Below are 18094 nucleotides of genomic sequence, written 5' to 3'. Positions count from 1 at the left end.
GATATGCCGGCTATGATAGTCAAACACGCTGCGATTTGCCCACAATGCCGCTACACGTACCTGGTTCCGATATCCCCGCCCTGCGCGCCGCCCTGGCGCGCTCCGACGCCTGGCTGGTTGCCTGCTTCTGCGCCGCCTGGTGCGATACCTGCCAGCAGTACCGGCCCAAGCTGCTGGAGCTGGCGCGGGCCCGGCCGGGGCATACATTTGCGTGGATCGACATCGAGGACCACCCGGACCTGCTGGGCGAGGAAGACGTCGAGAACTTCCCGACGCTGCTGGTGCAGGCGCATGGCAAGGTGCTGTTCTACGGCCCCATGCTGCCGCATATCGGCCATCTGGAGCGCCTGCTCGACAGCCTGGATCCGCAAGGCAGGCCCGTGGCAACCGGCCTGCCCGACGTGGCGCGGCTGCTGGCCGCGGCCTGACGCGCGCCGCTCAGCCCTTGCGGCTGCCGCCCAGCAGCACTGCCAGCTGGCGCTTGGGCGCGCTGCCGCGCCCTTCCTGCGTGGGCGCCTCGGGCGCCGCCGCCTGGCCGTTTGTCGGCTCGTAAGGCTTGTAGAAGAAATCGTCGACCGGCTGGCGCGGCGCAGCCGCGCCCGAAGTGCGGCGCTCGCCGCGATGGCGGTCGGCGCCGCGCTCGCGCGGGGCGTCGCGATCGCGGCCATGGCTGCGCGCGACCAGGTCGGCCGGCAGCTCCAGCTTGCCGCGCGGCACCTGGCGCTTGATCAGCTTCTCGATGTCGTGCAGATAGCGTTCTTCGTCGGCGGTGAACAGGGCGATCGCCTCGCCCGACGCGCCGGCCCGGCCGGTACGGCCGATCCGGTGGACATAGTCTTCGGCGTTGTACGGCAGGTCGTAGTTGATGACGCAGGGTACGCCAGCCACGTCCAGGCCGCGCGCCGCGACGTCGGTGGCCACCAGCACCTCCAGATCGCCGGCCTTGAACGCCTCGAGCGCCTTCATGCGGTCGGCCTGGGTCTTGTCGCCGTGGATCGACTCGGCCTTCACGCCGTCGCGCTCGAGCTGGCGCGCCAGCCTCGCGGTGCCGATCTTGGTGTTGGAGAACACGATGACCTGCTTCAGGCCGCGCGACTTGACCAGGTGCACCACCGCCGCCCGCTTGGTATCGCCGTGCATCTGGTAGGCGATCTGGGTAACGGTGTCGGCCGTGGCGTTGCGCGCGGCGACTTCGATCTCCACCGGGTGGTTCAGGTACGAACGGCCCAGCTTGCGGATTTCATTGCTGAAGGTGGCCGAGAACAGCAGCCCCTGGCGCTGCGCCGGCAACAGGCGGATGATGCGTTCGAGATCCGGCAGAAAGCCCATGTCGAGCATGCGGTCGGCCTCGTCGAGCACCAGGATGCCGACCTGGCTGAGGTTGACGTTCTTCTGCTCGACGTGATCGAGCAGGCGTCCCGGCGTGGCCACCAGGATTTCGCAACCGCGCCGCAGGGCTTCTTTCTGCGGGCCGATGTCCACGCCGCCGAACACCACTGCGCTGCGCAGCGGTGTATGCAGACTGTAGCGCTTGACGCTTTCGTAGACCTGGTCGGCCAGTTCCCGCGTAGGCGTGAGGATGAGGGCCCGCACCGGGTGGCGCGCCGGCGACGCGCTGGTGTTGGCCAGCGGCATCAGGCGGTGCAGGATCGGCAGCGTGAATGCCGCGGTCTTGCCCGTGCCGGTCTGGGCGGCGCCCATCACATCGCGGCCTTCCACCACGACCGGAATCGCCTGCGCCTGGATCGGCGTGGGATTCGTATAGCCTGTGTCGGCGATCGACTTGAGCAGTAGCGGATGCAGGCCGAAGTCTGCGAAAGTGCGCGTAGGCGCGTCGGTAACAGGCGCGTCGGAGGAGGTAGATTCAGTCATTAAAATGGGCAGATGCCGGGGGCTGCAAAAAGAACAAGAACGGACGTACGGCCAGGCCCGGATTGCTTGTGGATAACTTATTTTAGCGCACCAGCGGCCCGGGGCGTCCACGCCCGCTTTTTTGCCGCCGGGCCGCCCCAAAGCAAAAGCCCCCTCGGGGGGCAGCAAGCCCGCGCAGCGGGCGCAGCGTGGGGGCCCCTTTTGCCGCCGGGCCGCCCCAAGGCAAAAGGCCCCCTCGGGGGGCAGCAAGCCCGCACAGCGGGCGCAGCGTGGGGGCCCCTTTTACCGCCGGGCCGCCCCACCCAAAAGCCCCCTCGGGGGGCAGCAAGCCCGCGCAGCGTGGGTTTTTTTCCCTCAGCCGGCCAGCCAGCGCAGGCCCCACAGGGCCACCATCCCGACCACGATGACCAGCACCGCGCTGCGCGTGCGCAGGAACGCCATGATGGCAAGGACGCCGGCCACCAGCTTGTAGTCGAACGCCGGCCCAAGGCCGGCCTTCCAGGGCAACAGGTCCGGCACGATGATAGCCGTCAAGGCCGCCGCCGGCGCGTAGCGCAAGGCCCGCCGGACGCCGTCGGGCAAGGGGATGTAGTCGCCGAACAGCATGAAGCCGGCCCGCGTCAGCACGCTGCACAGCGTCAGCAGCAGGATGGCGCCGTAGACGTAGAGGTCTCTGTCCGACATGATCAAGCGCGCCCCTTGAAGAAGCGTTCGGCCCAGATGCCGGCCACGATGCCCGCCACCACGGCCGCCGCCAGGCCCAGCCGCAATGGCAGCAGCTGGCCCACCCAGGCCACCATGCCCGCCGCCAGCATCGACACCAGCATGGGCTTGGAATTGGCCAGGGGCACCGTAATGGCGAGCAAGGCCAGCACCGCGGCGAAATCGAGCGACCAGGCTTCCGGCACCAGCGTCCCCAGGTAGATGCCGATGATCGAGGTCACCTGCCAGACCAGCCAGCCGGGCGCCACCGTGCCCATGAAGAACCACAGCTGCTCGCGGGTGCCGCGCTCGGCGGCGTCGCCAAAGCGCGGCATGAACAGCACGAAGCCCATGTCGGTGGTGAAATAGCCCAGCCCCAGACGCCGTGGCCAGGACATGTGGCGAAAATACGGGTGCAAGGCCGCGCCGAAGATGAGAAAGCGCAGATTGACGACGAAGCCGGCGGCGAAAACCAGCCACAGCGGCGCGCCGGTGGCGATCAGCGGCAGCGAGGTCAGCTGCGCCGACCCGGCGTACATCAGCAGCGTCATGGCCAGCGCCATGGATTCGGTCAGCCCGGACTTGACCATGGCCACGCCCGTGACCATGCCCCAGGTGCCGGTGGCGATCAGGGCGGGGGTAATGGCGCGTACGCCGGCGCGAAAGGCGTCCACGCGTTCCTGCCGGGCCTGGCGGGCGTCTTCGAGCGCGGAAGCGGCAGGATCAGAAGCCAAGGCGCAGCCCCTGGCGATACGGACAGGACGACATGGGACTCACAGGAGAAACGAAACGCGCGACCGGCCGGGCAGACGCCAGGCGGCGCGCAAACCGCGCGACGGGCGGCCAGGCCGCCAGCACGACATCATTGTAACCTCGCTGCTTGATACAATACGCGCCTCTATAGAGGGAGAACATCATGTCGATGTCGGACCGCGACGGCTTCATCTGGTATGACGGCAAGCTGGTGCCTTGGCGCGAGGCCACCACGCACGTGCTGACCCACTCCCTCCACTACGGTCTGTCCGTCTTCGAAGGCGTGCGCGCCTACGAAACCGCGGCTGGCACCGCCATCTTCCGGCTGCAGGACCACACCAACCGCCTGTTCAATTCGGCCCACATCTACCAGATCCCGCTGCCGTACGACCGCGACACCCTCAACGAGGCCCAGCGCGAAGTGGTGCGCGCCAACGGCCTGGCATCGTGCTACCTGCGCCCGCTGGCCTTCTATGGCTCGGAAAAAATGGGGGTCTCGCCCAAGGGCGCCCAGGTGCATGTGGCCATCGCCGCCTGGCCCTGGGGCGCCTATCTGGGCGAGACCGCCCTGGCGCAGGGTATCCGCGTCAAGGTGTCCTCGTTCGCGCGCCAGCACGTCAATGTCACCATGCCGCGCGCCAAGGTGGCCACCACGTACGCCAATTCCATCATCGCCAACGCCGAAGCGCTGCAGGATGGCTATGACGAGGCCCTGCTGCTCGATACCGAGGGCTTCGTGGCCGAAGGCGCCGGCGAGAACATTTTCATCGTCAAGGACGGCGTGCTGTGCGAGCCCGAGATCGCCTCGGCGCTGACGGGCATCACCCGCTCCACCATCCACGCGCTGGCCGCCGACCTCGGCCTGCGCGTCGTCACCAGGCGCCTGACGCGCGATGACGTCTACATCGCCGACGAAGCCTTCTTCACCGGCACCGCGGCCGAGGTCACGCCGATCCGCGAGGTCGACAACCGGCAGATCGGCGCCGGCCGCCGCGGCCCGGTCACCGAGAAGCTGCAGCAGGCCTTCTTCGACCTGGTCAACGGCCGCAATCCCAAATACCAGCATTGGCTGACCCCGGTATGACCGCCAGCCACGCTGCCCACGCTGTCCATTTTTTCAGGAATCACTCATGACCGCCGCCGCCCAAGCCGCCGTCCCCGCCCACGACGCCATCGAAGTCGGGGCCGAGGACCTGCCCGTGTACTGCCCGGGCCCGAAAGCGCCCCTGTGGAGCATGCATCCGCGCGTCTTCCTCGACGTCACCCATACCGGCCAGGCCAACTGCCCGTACTGTGGCGCCGCATACCGCCTCAAGCCCGGCACGGTCGTCCACGGCCACTGACTTCCCTAACGCCATCGCCACCATGTTTGCCACGCCTGACGAAGCCGAACACGCGTTCTACGAAGCACTGGAACATGCCGACCTGGATCGTCTGATGCAGGTCTGGTCCGACGACGAGGAAATCGCCTGCATCCATCCAGGCGGCCTGCGCATCGTCGGGCATACGGCCGTCCATGAATCGTGGCAGCAAGTCCTGGCCAACGGCCCGCTGCATCTGCGGCCACTGCGGCCGCTGGTCATGCAGAGCATGATGTGCGCCGTGCATGTGCTGGTCGAACAGGTAACGGTGATGACGCGCGAAGGCGCGCAGTTCGCCAATTGCTACGCCACCAACGTCTATCACAAGGGGCCGGCCGGCTGGCGCATGGTGCTGCACCATGCCTCGCAGGCGCCAGCCGAGGCCGGGGTGCTCGACCTGCACGACGTCCCCGACCGTCTCCACTAAGGGCGGGTGGATCGCGTTGGCTGCCTCCAGAATCGACCTGACGCCCTGCCCCGTCCCGCCCTGGCTGCCCGATCGGCATAGCCAGACGGTGTACGCGGCGGTGCTGGCCCAATACCACCGCATCGCTTTCGTGCGCGAGCGGGTCGACACCCCCGATACCGATTTCGTCGACTTCGACTGGACCGGCCCCGGGCTGTTCCCGCACAAGACAGCCGAAGGCGCCGCGCCCGCGGGCCCGGCGCCGCAAGGCAATGGCCGTATCGCGGCGGCGCGCTGGATCACCCCGACCGACTGGGCGTCGCTGCCGCAAACGCCCGACACCCCGGCGCTGATCCTCTTCCATGGCCTGGAAGGCGGCAGCGCCAGCCGCTACGCGCAGTCGATCGCCCATTATTTCCGGGCGCGCGGCTGGATCGTCGTCATCGCCCATTTCCGCGGCTGCTCCGGGGTGCCCAACCGGCTGGCGCGCGCCTATTATTCGGGCGACTCGGCCGAAGTCGGCTTCATGCTGGACACCGTGCGCGCGCGCATCCCGCACGCGCGCTGGCACGCGGTTGGCGTTTCGCTGGGCGGCAACGCCCTGCTCAAGTACCTGGGCGAGCACAGCGACGAGGCCAGCTGGCTGGCCGCCGCGGCCGGCGTGTCGGTGCCCCTGGATCTGGTGGCCGGCGGCAAGGCCCTGTGCACCGGTTTCATCGCACGACGCATCTACACCGCGTACTTCCTGAAAACCATGCGGCGCAAGGTGCTGGAGAAAGCCAAGCGCTTTCCGGGCGCCATCGACGTCATACGCATCGCCCACGCGCGCGACCTGCGCGACTTCGACGATGCCTATACGGCGCGCATGCATGGCTACCGCAATGCGCTGGATTACTGGACGCGCGCCTCCAGCAAGCCCTGGCTGGCCCATATCAGGACGCCCACGCTGGTGCTCAATGCGCGCAACGATCCATTCCTGCCCGAAAGCGCCCTACCCATCCCGGCCGAGTGCTCGGACAGCGTGCTGCTGCACCAGCCGGCCGAAGGCGGCCACGCGGGATTCCCTACCGGGCCGTTCCCCGCGCACCTGAACTGGCTGCCGCAGCGGCTGGGACGCTTCTTCGAGATGGGCAGCTGAGGCCCGAGCCTCAGCGATCGTCCCCCGCTACCCGGGCATACAGCCAGAAATCGCGCGGCTGGCCGCGCACGCGCCGGTAGCCGCGCAGCAGGCCTTCGTTGACATAGGCGCAGCGTTCCAGCACCCGCCGCGAAGCCAGGTTGGTATCCAGCACGGTCGCCTGGATGCGATGCCAGCCCTGCGCCAGCGCCCAATCGGTCAGGGCGGCGCAGGCCCGGCGCGCGATGCCGCGCCCCCGCCAACGCGGATCGAGGTCATAGGCGATCTCCGCGCGGGCATGCGGCGCGCAGATTTCGTTCAGGCCCAGGGTGCCGGCCAGCTGGCCGGACGCCGCATCGACCAGCGCGTAGCGCGTGGCCGACGGCGTGGCCGATGGCGCCAGGTAGCCCGCGATCAACGCCTCGATATCGGCCGGACCGCGCAGCGCCCAGCTGGTATGCCGCGTCGTTTCCGGCAGGGCCAGGTAGGCATGCCAGGCCGCCGCATCGGCGATCTCGATGGGCCGCAGGCGCAGGCCGTCGGTGCCGCTGTCCGGCAGGGGCGCATCCAGGCGCGGAGGGCGGCCGGCATCCATGCTCGCCCGCCTCAACCCGACTTGAAGCGTTCCAGCAGTTGCCGCTCGTCGGCCAGCTTCTGCTTGATTTCGCGGATCGAGACGTCGATCTGCGACTGCTCGTAGAAATCATTCGACAGGCCACGCGCCTGCTGCAGCTGCGACTCGGCCGAGGCATAGGCGCCGGTCAGGTCGTAGTAGCGCGCCATGTTGCGGCGCGCCTCCACCGGATGGCCGGTGCGCTCTTCGCTTTGCGCAAGCAACTGGTACAGGCTGGGTTCGTCGCCGCCCCACTGTTTGGCGCGCTCGCGCAAATAGGCCTGCGCGTCGGCGTGCCGGCCGGCGGCCTGCAGCGCCTGGGCGTAGGCAATGCCCAGCGCCTTGCGATCCGGCCAGCGCTTGACGGCGGCCTGCGCCAGCGCCAGTGCCTGGTCGTTGTCCTTGGCGGCCACGGCGACATCGATCGCCAGGCGGGCCATCTGGGGCGAGGAACGGCCACCCGCGCCCGCCTGCTCCAGGAAGGTGCGCGCCTGCGCCAGGTCGTTGCGCTGGAACGCGTACAAGGCCAACCCGTAGAAAGCAGCCGCCTGCCGCACGCCCGACAGCGCGCGCGACTCGTCCTGCAGCTGCTGCTGCGCGGTGCGCAGGCTGAGCGCATCGCGGCCCTGCGCCACCCGCATCTTGGCGCGAATAAACCAGAAATCGTCGCTGTCCACATGGCGCGAGCCCGGCAGGCCGCGAATGCGGTTCTGCACGTCGGACATCCGATCGATCGACAAGGGGTGGGTGCTGGCCCATGCGCCGCCGCCCATGCCTTCGTTCAGGCGCGACGCATTCATCAGGCGCGAGAACATCCGGGCCATGCCGTCGGGGTCGTAGCCGGCCTTGGCAAGCATCTGCAACCCGGTGCGGTCGGCTTCGCGCTCGGCATCGCGCGAGAAGCCCAGCTGGCGATTGATCGCCGCCGCCTGGCCGAACGCGGCCACTCCCATGGCCAGGTTGCCCCCGCCGCCGGCCAGCGCCGCCAGCAAGGCGCCGGCCAGGCTGGCCAGCATCACCATGCTGTTCTGGTTCTGCTGCGTCATCCCCCGGGCGATATGGCGCTGGGCAACGTGGCCGATTTCGTGCGCCAGCACCGCCGCCAGTTCCGATTCGCTCGCCGAGGACACGATGAGGCCGGTATTGACGCCGATGTACCCGCCCGGCATCGCGAAAGCGTTGATTTCCGGATCGCGCACGCCGAACATCTCGACGTGCGGCGCGGCGCCCGGGGCGAACGAAGCCAGCTTGCGCCCCATGGAGGTCAGGTACTGGCGCAGTTCGGGATCGTTGACATAGGTGGGGTCCCGCCGGCCCTGGGCCATGATGGCGTCGCCCAGCTGGCGCTCCAGCATGGGCGAAAGCTCCGAGGCGGACGCCGCGCCCATCGAGGGCAGGCCGGAAGGCTGCCCCACCGCCGGCGCGACCGGCAAGGCCAGCGCCAGGCTCAGCGCCGCGGCAAGCGCGCTCCTGCCCAGCGATGGCGAGAATATCGTGTTCCAGCGGTTCATGGCACTATGATAGCCAGAGGCGGTAAAAAGTTTGCCGCTTCGACAAATTTTCCCGCATTTTCCCCCCTGGAGTTTTCATGCAAGTCGTCCGCAAAGCCGTCTTTCCCGTGGCCGGTATGGGCACCCGTTTTCTGCCCGCCACCAAGGCCATGCCCAAGGAAATGCTGCCGGTCGTGGACAAGCCCCTGATCCAGTACGCCGTCGAAGAGGCCGTCGCCGCGGGGATCACCGACCTCATCTTCGTCACGGGCCGCAACAAGCGGGCCATCGAAGACCATTTCGATGCCGCCCCCGAGCTGGAAACCGACCTGGAAGCAAAGGGCAAGCACGAACTGCTGGCGCTGGTACGCGATATCCTGCCGGCGCACGTGAACTGCCTGTACATCCGGCAATCGGCGCCGCTGGGCCTGGGCCACGCCGTGCTGACGGCCGCGCCGGCGGTGGGCAACGAACCCTTCGCGGTGCTGCTGGCCGATGACCTGATCGATGCCGACACGCCGGTGCTCAAGCAGCTGATCGACGTGGCGGTGGCGCGCCAGGGCAGCGTGCTGGGCGTACAGGAGGTGCCGCGCGAAGACACGCGCAAATACGGTATCGTGGCCAGCCAGCCAGTCGATGCGCGCACCGAGCGCGTCACCCACATCGTCGAGAAACCCGCCCCCGAACAAGCCCCCACCACCCTGGCGGTCGTCGGCCGCTACGTGCTGGAGGCAGCCATCTTCGACCATCTGCGCGCCACCACGGTCGGGGCCGGTAATGAAATCCAGCTGACGGATGGCATCGCCGCGCTGCTGCGCGAACGCGACGTCTATGCGCACCGCTATGACGGCAAGCGCTACGACTGCGGCAGCAAGGCGGGCATGTTCCAGGCCACCGTGGCCCTGGGCCGCAAATATCACGGCCTGATTCCGGAATAAGGCCCGCTATCGAACCTGGCCTCAGGCGGCCGGGCTGGTCGGATTCCCGGCGGCCCGCTGCCGGGCCCGCGCCGCACGGTCCTGCGGCCGCAGGCGGCCCTTGCCCGACAGGCGCATCAGGGTGCCCAGCGCCACCAGCAAGCCCACCACCTCGACCAGCGCCGCCGGTATCCACATGGTCAGCCCGCCTATGGTCTGATCGGTCTGCGCCGACATGGCGATGGCCCGGCCGCACAGTTCGAACAAGGGGTACAGGTCGCGCTCGGTAAAGGCGATGACCGCGCCAGCCACCATTTGCGGCGCCATGGTGAGCGCCGGCGACAGCACGCGCCCGCCCGGCGTCATGGCCGCGGGCGGACTGGGACGGCGATCAAGGATGAGGTTCCAGTACATGAAGCCGCTGATGACCACGGACCAGTTCATCAATCGGTAGAGGCGCCAGTCGAGCATGGAATAGAACTGGACTGACGGCAGCAGCCACACCAGCACCAGGAAGACGAACAGCGTGGGTACGAATACCTTGTGGGTCAGCACCGCCACCAGCGCGCGCCCCGCGCCGGTGCGCAGGAAGTCGCGCAGGCGCACGCGCCACGCCATGGGCAGGCCGGCGCGCATCACCAAACCGGGAAAAGCCGCCATCACCAGCAAGGGTCCCAGATGGTGCAGCACCAAGTGCTGGGCGCGGTGGATGAAGAACATGCGCTCGGCGTAATAGTCCAGCCGCGTGTGCATCGACAGGTACAGCAGCACCATGCCCGACCAGAACAGCCATTGGCGTGCCGCAGTCACGTGATGCACGCGCTGCCCACGCACGAACAACACAATGGCGACGACAAATGCCGCCACCAGCGTAGGCGAAAACTCCCAAGGTATGAGCCACTCTAGCCAATCCATGCGCGTCATCCGAAAACAGCCAGCAGGTGGCGAGGCGCGAAGCCTCGCCGCCTGATTGTAGTTGACGATGCGCTGAAAGGCCGGGGATGCTCAAAAGCGCTGGGTCATCCCCACGCCAAACCGCGTAGCGCGGCCCACGTCGGAGGCGAAGGGGTCTTCCGGATCGTAGCCTTTCATATACCCGCCATAGGCATAAAGGCTGGTGCGCGCGGAAAGATCCTGGCGATAGCCCAGCGTCACGACATAGGCCTTGCTTGCCTGCTGGCCATTGGCCCAATGCCAGTCGGGGCGAGCCATGGACCCCTGCATCAGCCATGCGCCATTGCCCTGTACGGGCACTTCCAGGCCCAGCAGCCATGCATTGATGGCGCCGCCATGGGCGAACGGCTCCGGGCCCAGGCCGATCTGGCCGCCACCGTTCAGGCCCACGAAGCCGTTGCGCTGGCGCGACCAGGCAAGCGCCATCTTGAGCGCCTCGAAGTCATACGTGAAACCGGCCTGCAAGGCTTGCGGCGAGCGGCCGCCGGTAGCGGACGTATCGTGGAGATTGAGCTTGTCCCAGGTGACGGTGGCCAGCAGCGGACCGGCCTCGTACTTGAGGCCGGTGCTGAAGGCCGGGCTGCGGTCGAACCGCTGCGTCGCGCCGCTTTCGACGTCGAAGGCGTAGCCCACGCCCCATTGCCAGCCGGAGAACGCCGGCGACAGGTAGTTGACCAGGTTGTTGACGCGATAGTTGTCGGACGCCTTGAACAGCGCCCCCATGCCCATGTCGCGCCACGATGCGATTTCGAGCTGGCCGCCGTATTGCAGGCCGATGGACTGCTGACGGCCCAGGCTCAATTCGCCAACGCCGGCGTGGCCCAGGCCGACCCAGGTGCCGTAGTCGAACAGCCGGGCGTCGTCGTTGCGGGTACCGTTGGCGGCGTCGAAACCGCTTTCCAGGCCGAACGAGGCGCGCCAGCCGCCATCCAGTTCCTCGGTGCCGCGCAGGCCCCAGAGGTTGTCGGTCTGCCCCCCACCCAGCACCTGCTGGCGCGTGCCCAGCCCGGACACGCGCGTGGTGGCCAGCCCCACGTCCACCACGCCATACAGCTCGAGCTGGCTGGCAGCCCTGGCTGGCGCGACGGGCCAGAAAACACCGGAAGAACCGGCCGCCACGGCGGCCACGACGAGAAGACGACGCATGCCTGAAACTCCCGAATCACGACTGAAAACAGTGCTCAGCCTAGCGTGCCGCGCCGTACCCGGAGGTTAGACAAGTGGAAAAACAGACTGGTCCGATGCCAAAGCCCGCAGACGTTCACCTGTCCAGGAGCCAAACCGCACGCGGAGGTACAAGAATGAAAGCAAAGCGCCGCGCGGCCGCCGATGTGGCGCCGGCCGCGCGGCGCGGCTGGGAGGGAGGAAGCGCGCGTGGCCCGCGCCGTTCAGGCCACGGCCCCGGCACAGGCGCGCGCGCCGGCCGGATCGGCGGCGCCGAAGCGCAGCTGCTGTACCGCCGGGTTGGCGCTGAGGCGGCGCGCCTGCGACATCAGCTCGGCGCGCAGCTCGGGCGGGCAGCTGACGGTAATGCAGGCCGACGCCAGCCCGGCGTCGCGGCCGCTGTCGACCTGGAACTGGGCCACGCTCAGGCCGGCGGCCGAGAAGTCCAGGCAGATCTGCTTGCGCACGGCGCCCAGCGCATCGCGCTGGCAGACGAAGGTAAGGCGGGAGGTGCCGCGACGCTGGCTGAGCGCATGGGTGCGATCAACCCCGGCGCGGCGCAGGAACAAGTCAAAGAAACGCATGTCGACCTCCGTTACTGAGCGGAATCGGACTGCGGATACGCGCGCACGCGACAACCACGCAGCATAGGCGGCGCACGACAATACGCGCGCGGGCTTACGCTGGCGGCAAGCGGCGGTTCTGGCGGATTTGGCGGGAAGGGCCGGCGCGCTGCGCGTCGGACATACCGCACCCTGCATGACAGGATGCGGCAGATGGGTGCTCTGCTTGCGTCCTGTCAGGCAATAGCGTCGATGCAAGATCGACTACTGTCGCCGGAATCGGTATTCACAGAACAACTCCAGGGGATATAAACAGGTCGATTCTACTCGGGTTTCTACTAATAAACAACACTTTTTGGCCGCCGCCGCGCTGAAACGGCCGTCACGGCGGCAGCGTCCGGCTCAGGCGTAGAAATGCCAGCCCAGGTATCCCGCGAACAGCGCGTACAGGCCGCCCACCGCCGACAGCGCCGGCACGCTCATGGCAGCGCGCCGGAAACGCAGCCACAGCAGCATGATCGCCGCCAGCGTGAAGCCGCCGGCCGCCAGCAAGGGGGCGTCGAGCAGCCACGGCGTCAGGAAAATGCCCAGCGCGCTGGGAATGGTGGCCTGGATCATCATGGCGCCGGAAATGTTGGCGAGGGCCAGGCGCTCCTTGCCTTGCCGCACCCAGATCAGGGCGTTCATGATTTCCGGCAGCTCCGTGGCCACCGGCGCAAGCAGCAGCGCCGCCACGTGCGGCGAGGCGCCCATGGCCAGGCCCAGCAGCTCGATCTGGCGCACGAACACGTGCGACGCCAGCGCGATCACGGCCAGCGCCAGCAGCGTCTGCGTACAGGCCCAGAACAGGCTGGGGCTGGGGTCGCGCGGACGCAGCTTGAGCGGTTCGAGGTCTTCGCAGTCCAGGCACTCTTCCTCGCGCGTCAGTTCGCGCTTGACGTACAGCCCGTAGACGGCCAGGAACAGCAAGCCCAGCCAGGGCTTCCAGGCGAACGCCAGCAGGCCCAGCGCCACCTTGAACACGAACACGCCCATGAACCAGGCCTGGTCGCGCGCCAGGCGCCGCTGGTCGGCGTTGATGGCGGCCTCGACCTTGCTGGAGCCGGCGCGGCGCGTGCGCGCCAGCGTCAGTCCCACCACGGCATAGGCCAGCGTCGCCAGCACCAGCGGCCCGCCCATCGCGGCGCCCACGCCGATGTCCTTCTGCTCGGGCGTGGTGCCGAACACCACGGCCATGAACGTGACGGCGCTTTCCGGCAGCGCCGTGCCGAAGGCCGCCAGGACGGTGCCGGTCGCGGTGGCCCCGAGGTTGAAGCGGTGGCCTACCCATTCGACGCCATTGACGAAGAATTCGCACGCGAAATAGATGATCGCGGCCGAAAGGAAGAACAGCAGCAGGGTGATGAACATGATGACGCAGCCGGACGAGCAGATCCCGATGGCACGACGACGCGGCTCGCCCGGCAGGGTGAACGCATCGCGGCCAAAGGTCTCGCCGGGCTGCTGCGCGCGCGGATGATCCGTGCATGCAGGCCGTCAGCGCCATGGGGTACGAGACCACCAAGTGTGTTGACGCTGACTCTCTGGAACCGGCCCCTGTTCGGAGGCGGATCCGGGGATAGAGATGGCTACTCCCCAATGACAGTGCGCGGATTGTAGCAGGCAATTTGCCAGGCCGGCGCGCCGGCGCGGTAAAGTAAAAGGCCTTGCACCCGAGCGCGCCACGCAATGAGCCTGCCTCCCGACGACATCGCCCCGTTTGCCGCGCGCCGCCAGCGCCTGATGGATCACATGCGCGCCGCGGGCGGCGGCATCGCCATCCTGCCCACCGCGCCACAGGCCCCGCGCAATCGCGACGCCGAGTACCCGTACCGGCACGACAGCGACTTCTTCTACCTGAGCGGGTTCACCGAGCCCGAGGCCTGGCTGGTGCTGGTCGCCGGCGCCACCGATCGCGCCCTGCTGTTCTGCCGCGACAAGCATCCCGAGCACGAGATCTGGGAAGGATTCCGCTTCGGCCCCGAGGCGGCCGCGGCGCGCTTCGGTTTCGACGACGCCCACGGAATCGGCGCGCTGGACGAACTGGTGCCCGCCCTGCTGCTGGACCAGCCCGCCCTGTGGACGCCCTTGGCCGCCAGCACGGCGCTCGACGAACGGGTGCGCGGCTGGCTGGCCGCGGCGCGCGAACAGGGCCGCGGCGGCCGCCTGGCGCCGGCCGTGCTGCGCGACCCCGCCCCCGTGCTGGCCGGCATGCGGCTGGTCAAGGACGCCGCCGAGATCGCCGCCATGCGCCGCGCCGCCAAGATTTCGGCCGCCGCGCACCAGCGCGCGATGCGCGCGGCCCGCCCCGGCATGCGCGAGTATGAGCTGGAAGCCGAGCTGCTGTACGAATTCCGCCGCCAGGGCGCGCAATCGGTGGCGTACAACAGCATCGTTGCCGCCGGCGCCAATGCCTGTGTGCTGCACTATCCCGCCGGCGACGCCGAGCTGCGCGACGGCGACCTGGTACTGATCGACGCCGGCTGCGAATACGACAGCTACGCCGCCGACATCACCCGCACTTTCCCGGTCAACGGCCGGTTCAGCGGGCCGCAGCGCGCGCTGTACGACCTGGTGGCGCAGGCCCAGGAGGCGGCGGTGGCAGCCACCGGCCCGGGCCGCAGCTGGAACGACGGGCACGAAGCGGCGGTACGCGTGCTGGCCCAGGGCATGCTGGACGAAAAGCTGCTGACGGGGTCGCTGGACGGCGTGCTGGAATCGGGCGCGTACAGCCGCTTCTACATGCATCGCACCGGGCACTGGCTGGGCCTGGACGTGCATGACGTGGGCGATTACCGCGGCGCCGGACCGGCCGGCGCGCAGCGCCCGTGGCGCCTGCTCGAGCCGGGCATGATGCTGACGGTGGAACCGGGCATCTATGTGCGCGCCGCCGACGACGTGCCGGCCCGCTTCTGGGATATCGGCATCCGGATCGAGGACGACGCCCTGGTCACCGAGGAAGGCTGCGAACTCATCACCCGCGGCGTGCCGGTGCAGGCGCGCGAGATCGAAGCCCTGATGCGCGAATAGCCGCGCGGCCTAGAACACGTAGCCGTCGAGCCAGCCCATGGCGATCCAGGTGTAGACCACGACCATCGCGACGGCGAACATCGACGCAATGGCGCCCACCAGCACCCCGAATATCGCCACCAGCACCGGCCCCCAGCCGGTGCGCGAGACTTGCCCGAGCCCGGGGTTGTAGAGGCGATCGAATTTCTCGTCGGGCATGAGGCTGAACACCACCCCTTCGATGAACCCGTCGATCATGGGAATGAACAGCAGGAAGAACGCCGGATTGTCGTACCAGACCGGAAACCACCGGGTCGCCGCCAGGCACAGGATGGCCGCCAGGGTGACCATCCAGGCGCGGCGGCGCCCCAAATACCACCAGTGCGCGCCGATCCATCCCAATGCGCAGGCCAGCAGGCCCAGGACGATCTTGCTGCGCGGCCGGCGGGCGGCGCCGGGAACGGAAAGGTGTGCCTGCGTCATGTCGGACTGTGAGGAAATCGGGAAAGCGGCGCGTGCCGGACACGGGCATTTTAGGGGCTGGCGCGGCCAAGGGAAGCCCCATGGGGAACGGGTAGAATGCGCTGCATGACTCTGCCCGCCTACGACATCGCCATCCTGGGCGCCGGCCCGGTCGGCCGCGTGCTGGCCCTGCTGCTGGCGCGCCTGACGCCGCAGCCGCGGCGCATTGCCCTGCTGCAGGGCGGCGCGGGCCTGCCTCCGACGCCGGCGGGCACGGTCGGCCCGGCCGCCGACCCGCGCGTGCTGGCGCTGAACCACGGCAGCCGGGTGCTGCTCGAATCGCTGCGCGCCTGGCCGGCCCATGCCGCCGAGATCCGCCATATCCACGTTTCGCAGCGCGGCCGCCTCGGCCGCACGGTCATCGACCGCGAGGACTTCGACGTGCCGCAACTGGGCAACGTGGTCGCCTACGCGGCCCTGCATGCGCAACTGGAACAGGCGGTGCAGGACTGCGGCGTCACGGTGTTGTCCGGCCCGCCCGCCCGCGTCGACGGCCAGGACGCCGAGGGCCTGACGGTGCGCCAGGGCGACGCCGCGCTGCATTGCCGGCTGGCCGTCCAGTGCGATGGCGCCGGGGGCAGCGACGTGCGGCGCGACTATGCCCAGCACGCGGTATTGACCAGCGCCCACGCCACGCTGCCGCGGCCCGGCTGGGCCTGGGAGCGCTTTACCAACGAAGGCCCGCTGGCCATGCTGCCGCACCCGCAGACGCCGGATGCCTACTCGGTCGTATGGTGTTGCGCGCCGCCGCGCGCCCAGCGGCTGGCCGGCCTGGACGACGACGCGTTCTCGCGCGAACTGACCGAGGCGTTCGGCACCCGGCTGGGACGCCTGCGCAGCGCGGCGCCGCGCCACGTTTTCCCGCTGGAGCTCAAGGCGCGCCACGCGCAGGCGCACGGCCGCCTCGCCACGATAGGCAACGCCGCCCAGACCCTGCACCCGGTAGCCGGCCAGGGCCTCAACCTGGGGCTGCGCGACGCCGCGCAATTGGCCCACGCCCTGCCCGATTGGCTGGCCGCCCCGCAGGCCGACCCATCCCCCCTGCTGGCCGCCTTTGCCCGCACCCGGCTGGCCGATCGCTGGGTGACCGCCGGCCTGACCGACCTGATGCCGCGCATTTTCGCCACCGGCCTGGCCCCGGTCGAACACGCCTGCGGACTGGCCTTGCTGGGGCTGGATATCGCCGCGCCATTGCGCGCGCCGCTGGCTCGCCACCTGTTGCAAGGCCTCAGGGTCTGACCCTGGAACAGGGGCCGCGCGACCCGGAAAAATGGGGATGGACGCAAGGCGGTTAAAATGTGCGCATGCGCATCGGCCCTTGGTCCCTTCCCAACAACGTTCTGGTCGCCCCCATGGCCGGGGTGACGGATCGTCCCTACCGCCAGCTCTGCAAGCGGCTGGGGGCGGGCTATGCCGTCTCGGAAATGGCCGCCAGCAACCCGCGGCTGTGGGACAGCGTCAAGACCTCGCGCCGCTTGAACCATGAAGGCGAGATAGACCCCATTTCGGTGCAGATCGCCGGCGCTGACCCCACGATGATGGCAGAAGCCGCCGCCTTCAATGTCGCCAGGGGCGCCCGCATCATCGACATCAACATGGGCTGCCCGGTGAAGAAGGTGTGCAACGTGGCGTCGGGCTCGGCGCTGCTGCGCCACGAAGACCTGATCGCCCGCATCCTGGAGGCCGTGGTGGCCGCCTGCGCGCCGCTGGGCGTGCCGGTGACGCTCAAGACCCGCACCGGCTGGGACCGCGAGCATCGCAACGCCTTGCGGGTGGGCCGGCTGGCCGAACAGGCGGGCATCGCCGCCCTGACCCTGCATGGCCGCACCCGCGCCGACCTGTACACCGGACAGGCCGAGTACGACACGATACGGGCCGTCAAGGCCGAACTGAAGATTCCCGTCATCGCCAACGGCGATATCGATTCGCCCGAGAAAGCGCGCCAGGTCCTGGATTACACTGGCGCCGACGCCGTCATGATCGGCCGGGCCGCGCAGGGGCGTCCCTGGATATTCCGGGAGATCGACCATTACCTGCGCACCGGCGCCAGGCTGGCGCCGCCGTCTTACGGCGAGATGCGCGACCTGCTGCTCGAACACCTGGACGACCACTACCGCTTCTATGGCGAGCACACCGGCGTACGCACGGCGCGCAAGCATATCGGCTGGTACCTGGACGACCTGCCGGGCGCGGCCGCGTTCTGCGCCCGCATGAACCAGATCGACAACACGCGCGAGCAATGGCGCGCGGTGGCCGACTGGTTCGACACCATTTTGCGCGAAGGCCGCGACCAGCAGGCCTTTGTGGCGCAACCCCTGCTGGCGGCATGACCGCCAGTCACCACCAACATAAAAACACTCTGCACTCAAAATGAGCAAGAAAGATGTCCTGGAAGAATGCGTGCGCGCCAGCCTGGAGCGCTATTTCGAAGACTTGGGCGACTCCGAGCCCCACGACATGTGGGACATGGTGATGCGCTGCGTGGAGCGCCCGGTCCTCGAAGTGGCCCTGGAACGTTCCGGCGGCAACCAGTCGCGGGCATCGGAAATGCTCGGCATCACGCGCAACACCCTGCGCAAGAAGCTGCTGGCGCACAACATCCAGCCGTAGAA

At 68.6% G+C, this 18094-nt stretch carries 20 protein-coding genes and 1 riboswitch; of the genes, 10 read left to right on the top strand and 10 right to left on the bottom strand.

All coding sequences use genetic code 11. From position 1 onward, the window contains the following. The first annotated feature begins 44 nt into the window (after window positions 1-44). Window positions 45-428, top strand: a complete 384-nt coding sequence (locus tag CAL11_RS05000; protein ID WP_033461210.1) for a thioredoxin family protein — start codon at window positions 45-47, stop codon at window positions 426-428. A gap of 10 nt (window positions 429-438) precedes the next feature. Here CAL11_RS05000 and CAL11_RS04995 read toward each other — a convergent pair whose 3' ends face one another. From CAL11_RS04995 to CAL11_RS04985, 3 genes are all read right to left on the bottom strand, one after another. Further along, window positions 439-1872 carry a DEAD/DEAH box helicase gene (locus CAL11_RS04995; RefSeq protein WP_086092323.1) on the bottom strand — a complete coding sequence of 478 codons (1434 nt, stop codon included), beginning with the start codon at window positions 1870-1872 and terminating at the stop codon, window positions 439-441. 354 nt (window positions 1873-2226) lie between these two features. Then, window positions 2227-2556: an AzlD domain-containing protein gene (locus CAL11_RS04990; protein WP_033461214.1), complete on the bottom strand. Its 330-nt coding sequence runs from the start codon at window positions 2554-2556 to the stop codon at window positions 2227-2229. A 2-nt stretch (window positions 2557-2558) separates the two neighbouring features. Continuing rightward, window positions 2559-3308, bottom strand: a complete 750-nt coding sequence (locus tag CAL11_RS04985; protein WP_033461216.1) for an AzlC family ABC transporter permease — start codon at window positions 3306-3308, stop codon at window positions 2559-2561. A 182-nt stretch (window positions 3309-3490) separates the two neighbouring features. On the opposite strand from CAL11_RS04985, the gene CAL11_RS04980 reads away from it, so the two are divergent. Genes CAL11_RS04980 through CAL11_RS04965 form a run of 4 tightly spaced genes read left to right on the top strand, consistent with a single transcriptional unit; the run spans window position 3491 to window position 6232 of the window. Next, on the top strand, window positions 3491-4411 hold the full coding sequence (locus CAL11_RS04980) for a branched-chain amino acid transaminase (protein ID WP_033461217.1): 921 nt from the start codon (window positions 3491-3493) through the stop codon (window positions 4409-4411). 46 nt (window positions 4412-4457) lie between these two features. Further along, a complete protein-coding gene (locus CAL11_RS04975) occupies window positions 4458-4670 on the top strand; it encodes a zinc-finger domain-containing protein (protein ID WP_086092322.1) in 213 nt (70 codons plus the stop codon). 22 nt (window positions 4671-4692) lie between these two features. Further along, window positions 4693-5115 carry a YybH family protein gene (locus CAL11_RS04970; protein WP_033461218.1) on the top strand — a complete coding sequence of 141 codons (423 nt, stop codon included), beginning with the start codon at window positions 4693-4695 and terminating at the stop codon, window positions 5113-5115. A gap of 16 nt (window positions 5116-5131) precedes the next feature. Next, complete coding sequence (locus tag CAL11_RS04965) at window positions 5132-6232, top strand: YheT family hydrolase (RefSeq protein ID WP_086092321.1); 1101 nt, start codon at window positions 5132-5134, stop codon at window positions 6230-6232. 10 nt (window positions 6233-6242) lie between these two features. Here CAL11_RS04965 and CAL11_RS04960 read toward each other — a convergent pair whose 3' ends face one another. Both CAL11_RS04960 and CAL11_RS04955 read right to left on the bottom strand, forming a co-directional pair. After that, a complete protein-coding gene (locus tag CAL11_RS04960) occupies window positions 6243-6806 on the bottom strand; it encodes a GNAT family N-acetyltransferase (RefSeq protein WP_086092320.1) in 564 nt (187 codons plus the stop codon). An 11-nt stretch (window positions 6807-6817) separates the two neighbouring features. Next, window positions 6818-8335, bottom strand: coding sequence for a M48 family metalloprotease (locus CAL11_RS04955; protein WP_086092319.1), 1518 nt, complete (start codon window positions 8333-8335; stop codon window positions 6818-6820). A 77-nt stretch (window positions 8336-8412) separates the two neighbouring features. Between CAL11_RS04955 and galU the strand changes: the two genes are divergently transcribed. Next, complete coding sequence (galU, locus tag CAL11_RS04950; protein ID WP_003814203.1) at window positions 8413-9252, top strand: UTP--glucose-1-phosphate uridylyltransferase GalU; 840 nt, start codon at window positions 8413-8415, stop codon at window positions 9250-9252. Between the two features lie 21 nt (window positions 9253-9273). Here the strand turns inward: galU and CAL11_RS04945 are convergent, their stop codons facing one another. The 4 genes from CAL11_RS04945 to CAL11_RS04930 form a co-directional block, all read right to left on the bottom strand. Then, the gene (locus tag CAL11_RS04945; RefSeq protein WP_086092318.1) at window positions 9274-10155 is read right to left on the bottom strand and encodes a cytochrome c oxidase assembly protein; all 882 of its coding nucleotides are present in this window, start codon (window positions 10153-10155) and stop codon (window positions 9274-9276) included. 81 nt (window positions 10156-10236) lie between these two features. Further along, window positions 10237-11331, bottom strand: coding sequence for a porin (locus CAL11_RS04940; RefSeq protein ID WP_086092317.1), 1095 nt, complete (start codon window positions 11329-11331; stop codon window positions 10237-10239). Window positions 11332-11573: 242 nt separating this feature from the next. After that, complete coding sequence (locus CAL11_RS04935; protein ID WP_033461223.1) at window positions 11574-11933, bottom strand: hypothetical protein; 360 nt, start codon at window positions 11931-11933, stop codon at window positions 11574-11576. Window positions 11934-12314: 381 nt separating this feature from the next. Next, window positions 12315-13322, bottom strand: a complete 1008-nt coding sequence (locus CAL11_RS04930) for a sodium:calcium antiporter (protein ID WP_033461224.1) — start codon at window positions 13320-13322, stop codon at window positions 12315-12317. An 87-nt stretch (window positions 13323-13409) separates the two neighbouring features. Next, a riboswitch (yybP-ykoY riboswitch) is annotated at window positions 13410-13561 on the bottom strand. A 79-nt stretch (window positions 13562-13640) separates the two neighbouring features. Between CAL11_RS04930 and CAL11_RS04925 the strand changes: the two genes are divergently transcribed. Continuing rightward, window positions 13641-14981: an aminopeptidase P N-terminal domain-containing protein gene (locus tag CAL11_RS04925; RefSeq protein WP_086092316.1), complete on the top strand. Its 1341-nt coding sequence runs from the start codon at window positions 13641-13643 to the stop codon at window positions 14979-14981. A 9-nt stretch (window positions 14982-14990) separates the two neighbouring features. Here the strand turns inward: CAL11_RS04925 and CAL11_RS04920 are convergent, their stop codons facing one another. Continuing rightward, window positions 14991-15443, bottom strand: coding sequence for a TM2 domain-containing protein (locus CAL11_RS04920; RefSeq protein ID WP_033461228.1), 453 nt, complete (start codon window positions 15441-15443; stop codon window positions 14991-14993). A 96-nt stretch (window positions 15444-15539) separates the two neighbouring features. Here CAL11_RS04920 and CAL11_RS04915 point away from each other — a divergent pair, with 96 nt between their 5' ends. The 3 genes from CAL11_RS04915 to CAL11_RS04905 all read left to right on the top strand — a co-directional run bounded on the left by CAL11_RS04915 (window position 15540) and on the right by CAL11_RS04905 (window position 18092). Further along, window positions 15540-16721, top strand: a complete 1182-nt coding sequence (locus CAL11_RS04915) for a UbiH/UbiF/VisC/COQ6 family ubiquinone biosynthesis hydroxylase (RefSeq protein WP_086092315.1) — start codon at window positions 15540-15542, stop codon at window positions 16719-16721. A 65-nt stretch (window positions 16722-16786) separates the two neighbouring features. Next, window positions 16787-17812, top strand: coding sequence for a tRNA dihydrouridine synthase DusB (gene dusB / locus CAL11_RS04910; protein WP_033461230.1), 1026 nt, complete (start codon window positions 16787-16789; stop codon window positions 17810-17812). A gap of 40 nt (window positions 17813-17852) precedes the next feature. After that, entirely contained in the window at window positions 17853-18092 is a 240-nt protein-coding gene (locus CAL11_RS04905; protein WP_003814221.1) for a helix-turn-helix domain-containing protein, read from the top strand. Window positions 18093-18094: the final 2 nt, after the last annotated feature.

This window comes from Bordetella genomosp. 6 (genome assembly GCF_002119705.1).
GTDB classification, from domain to species: domain Bacteria; phylum Pseudomonadota; class Gammaproteobacteria; order Burkholderiales; family Burkholderiaceae_B; genus Bordetella; species Bordetella bronchiseptica_F.
The sequence above is the reverse complement of the archived record's forward strand: the minus strand, read 5'-3'. Positions and strand labels throughout refer to the sequence as shown.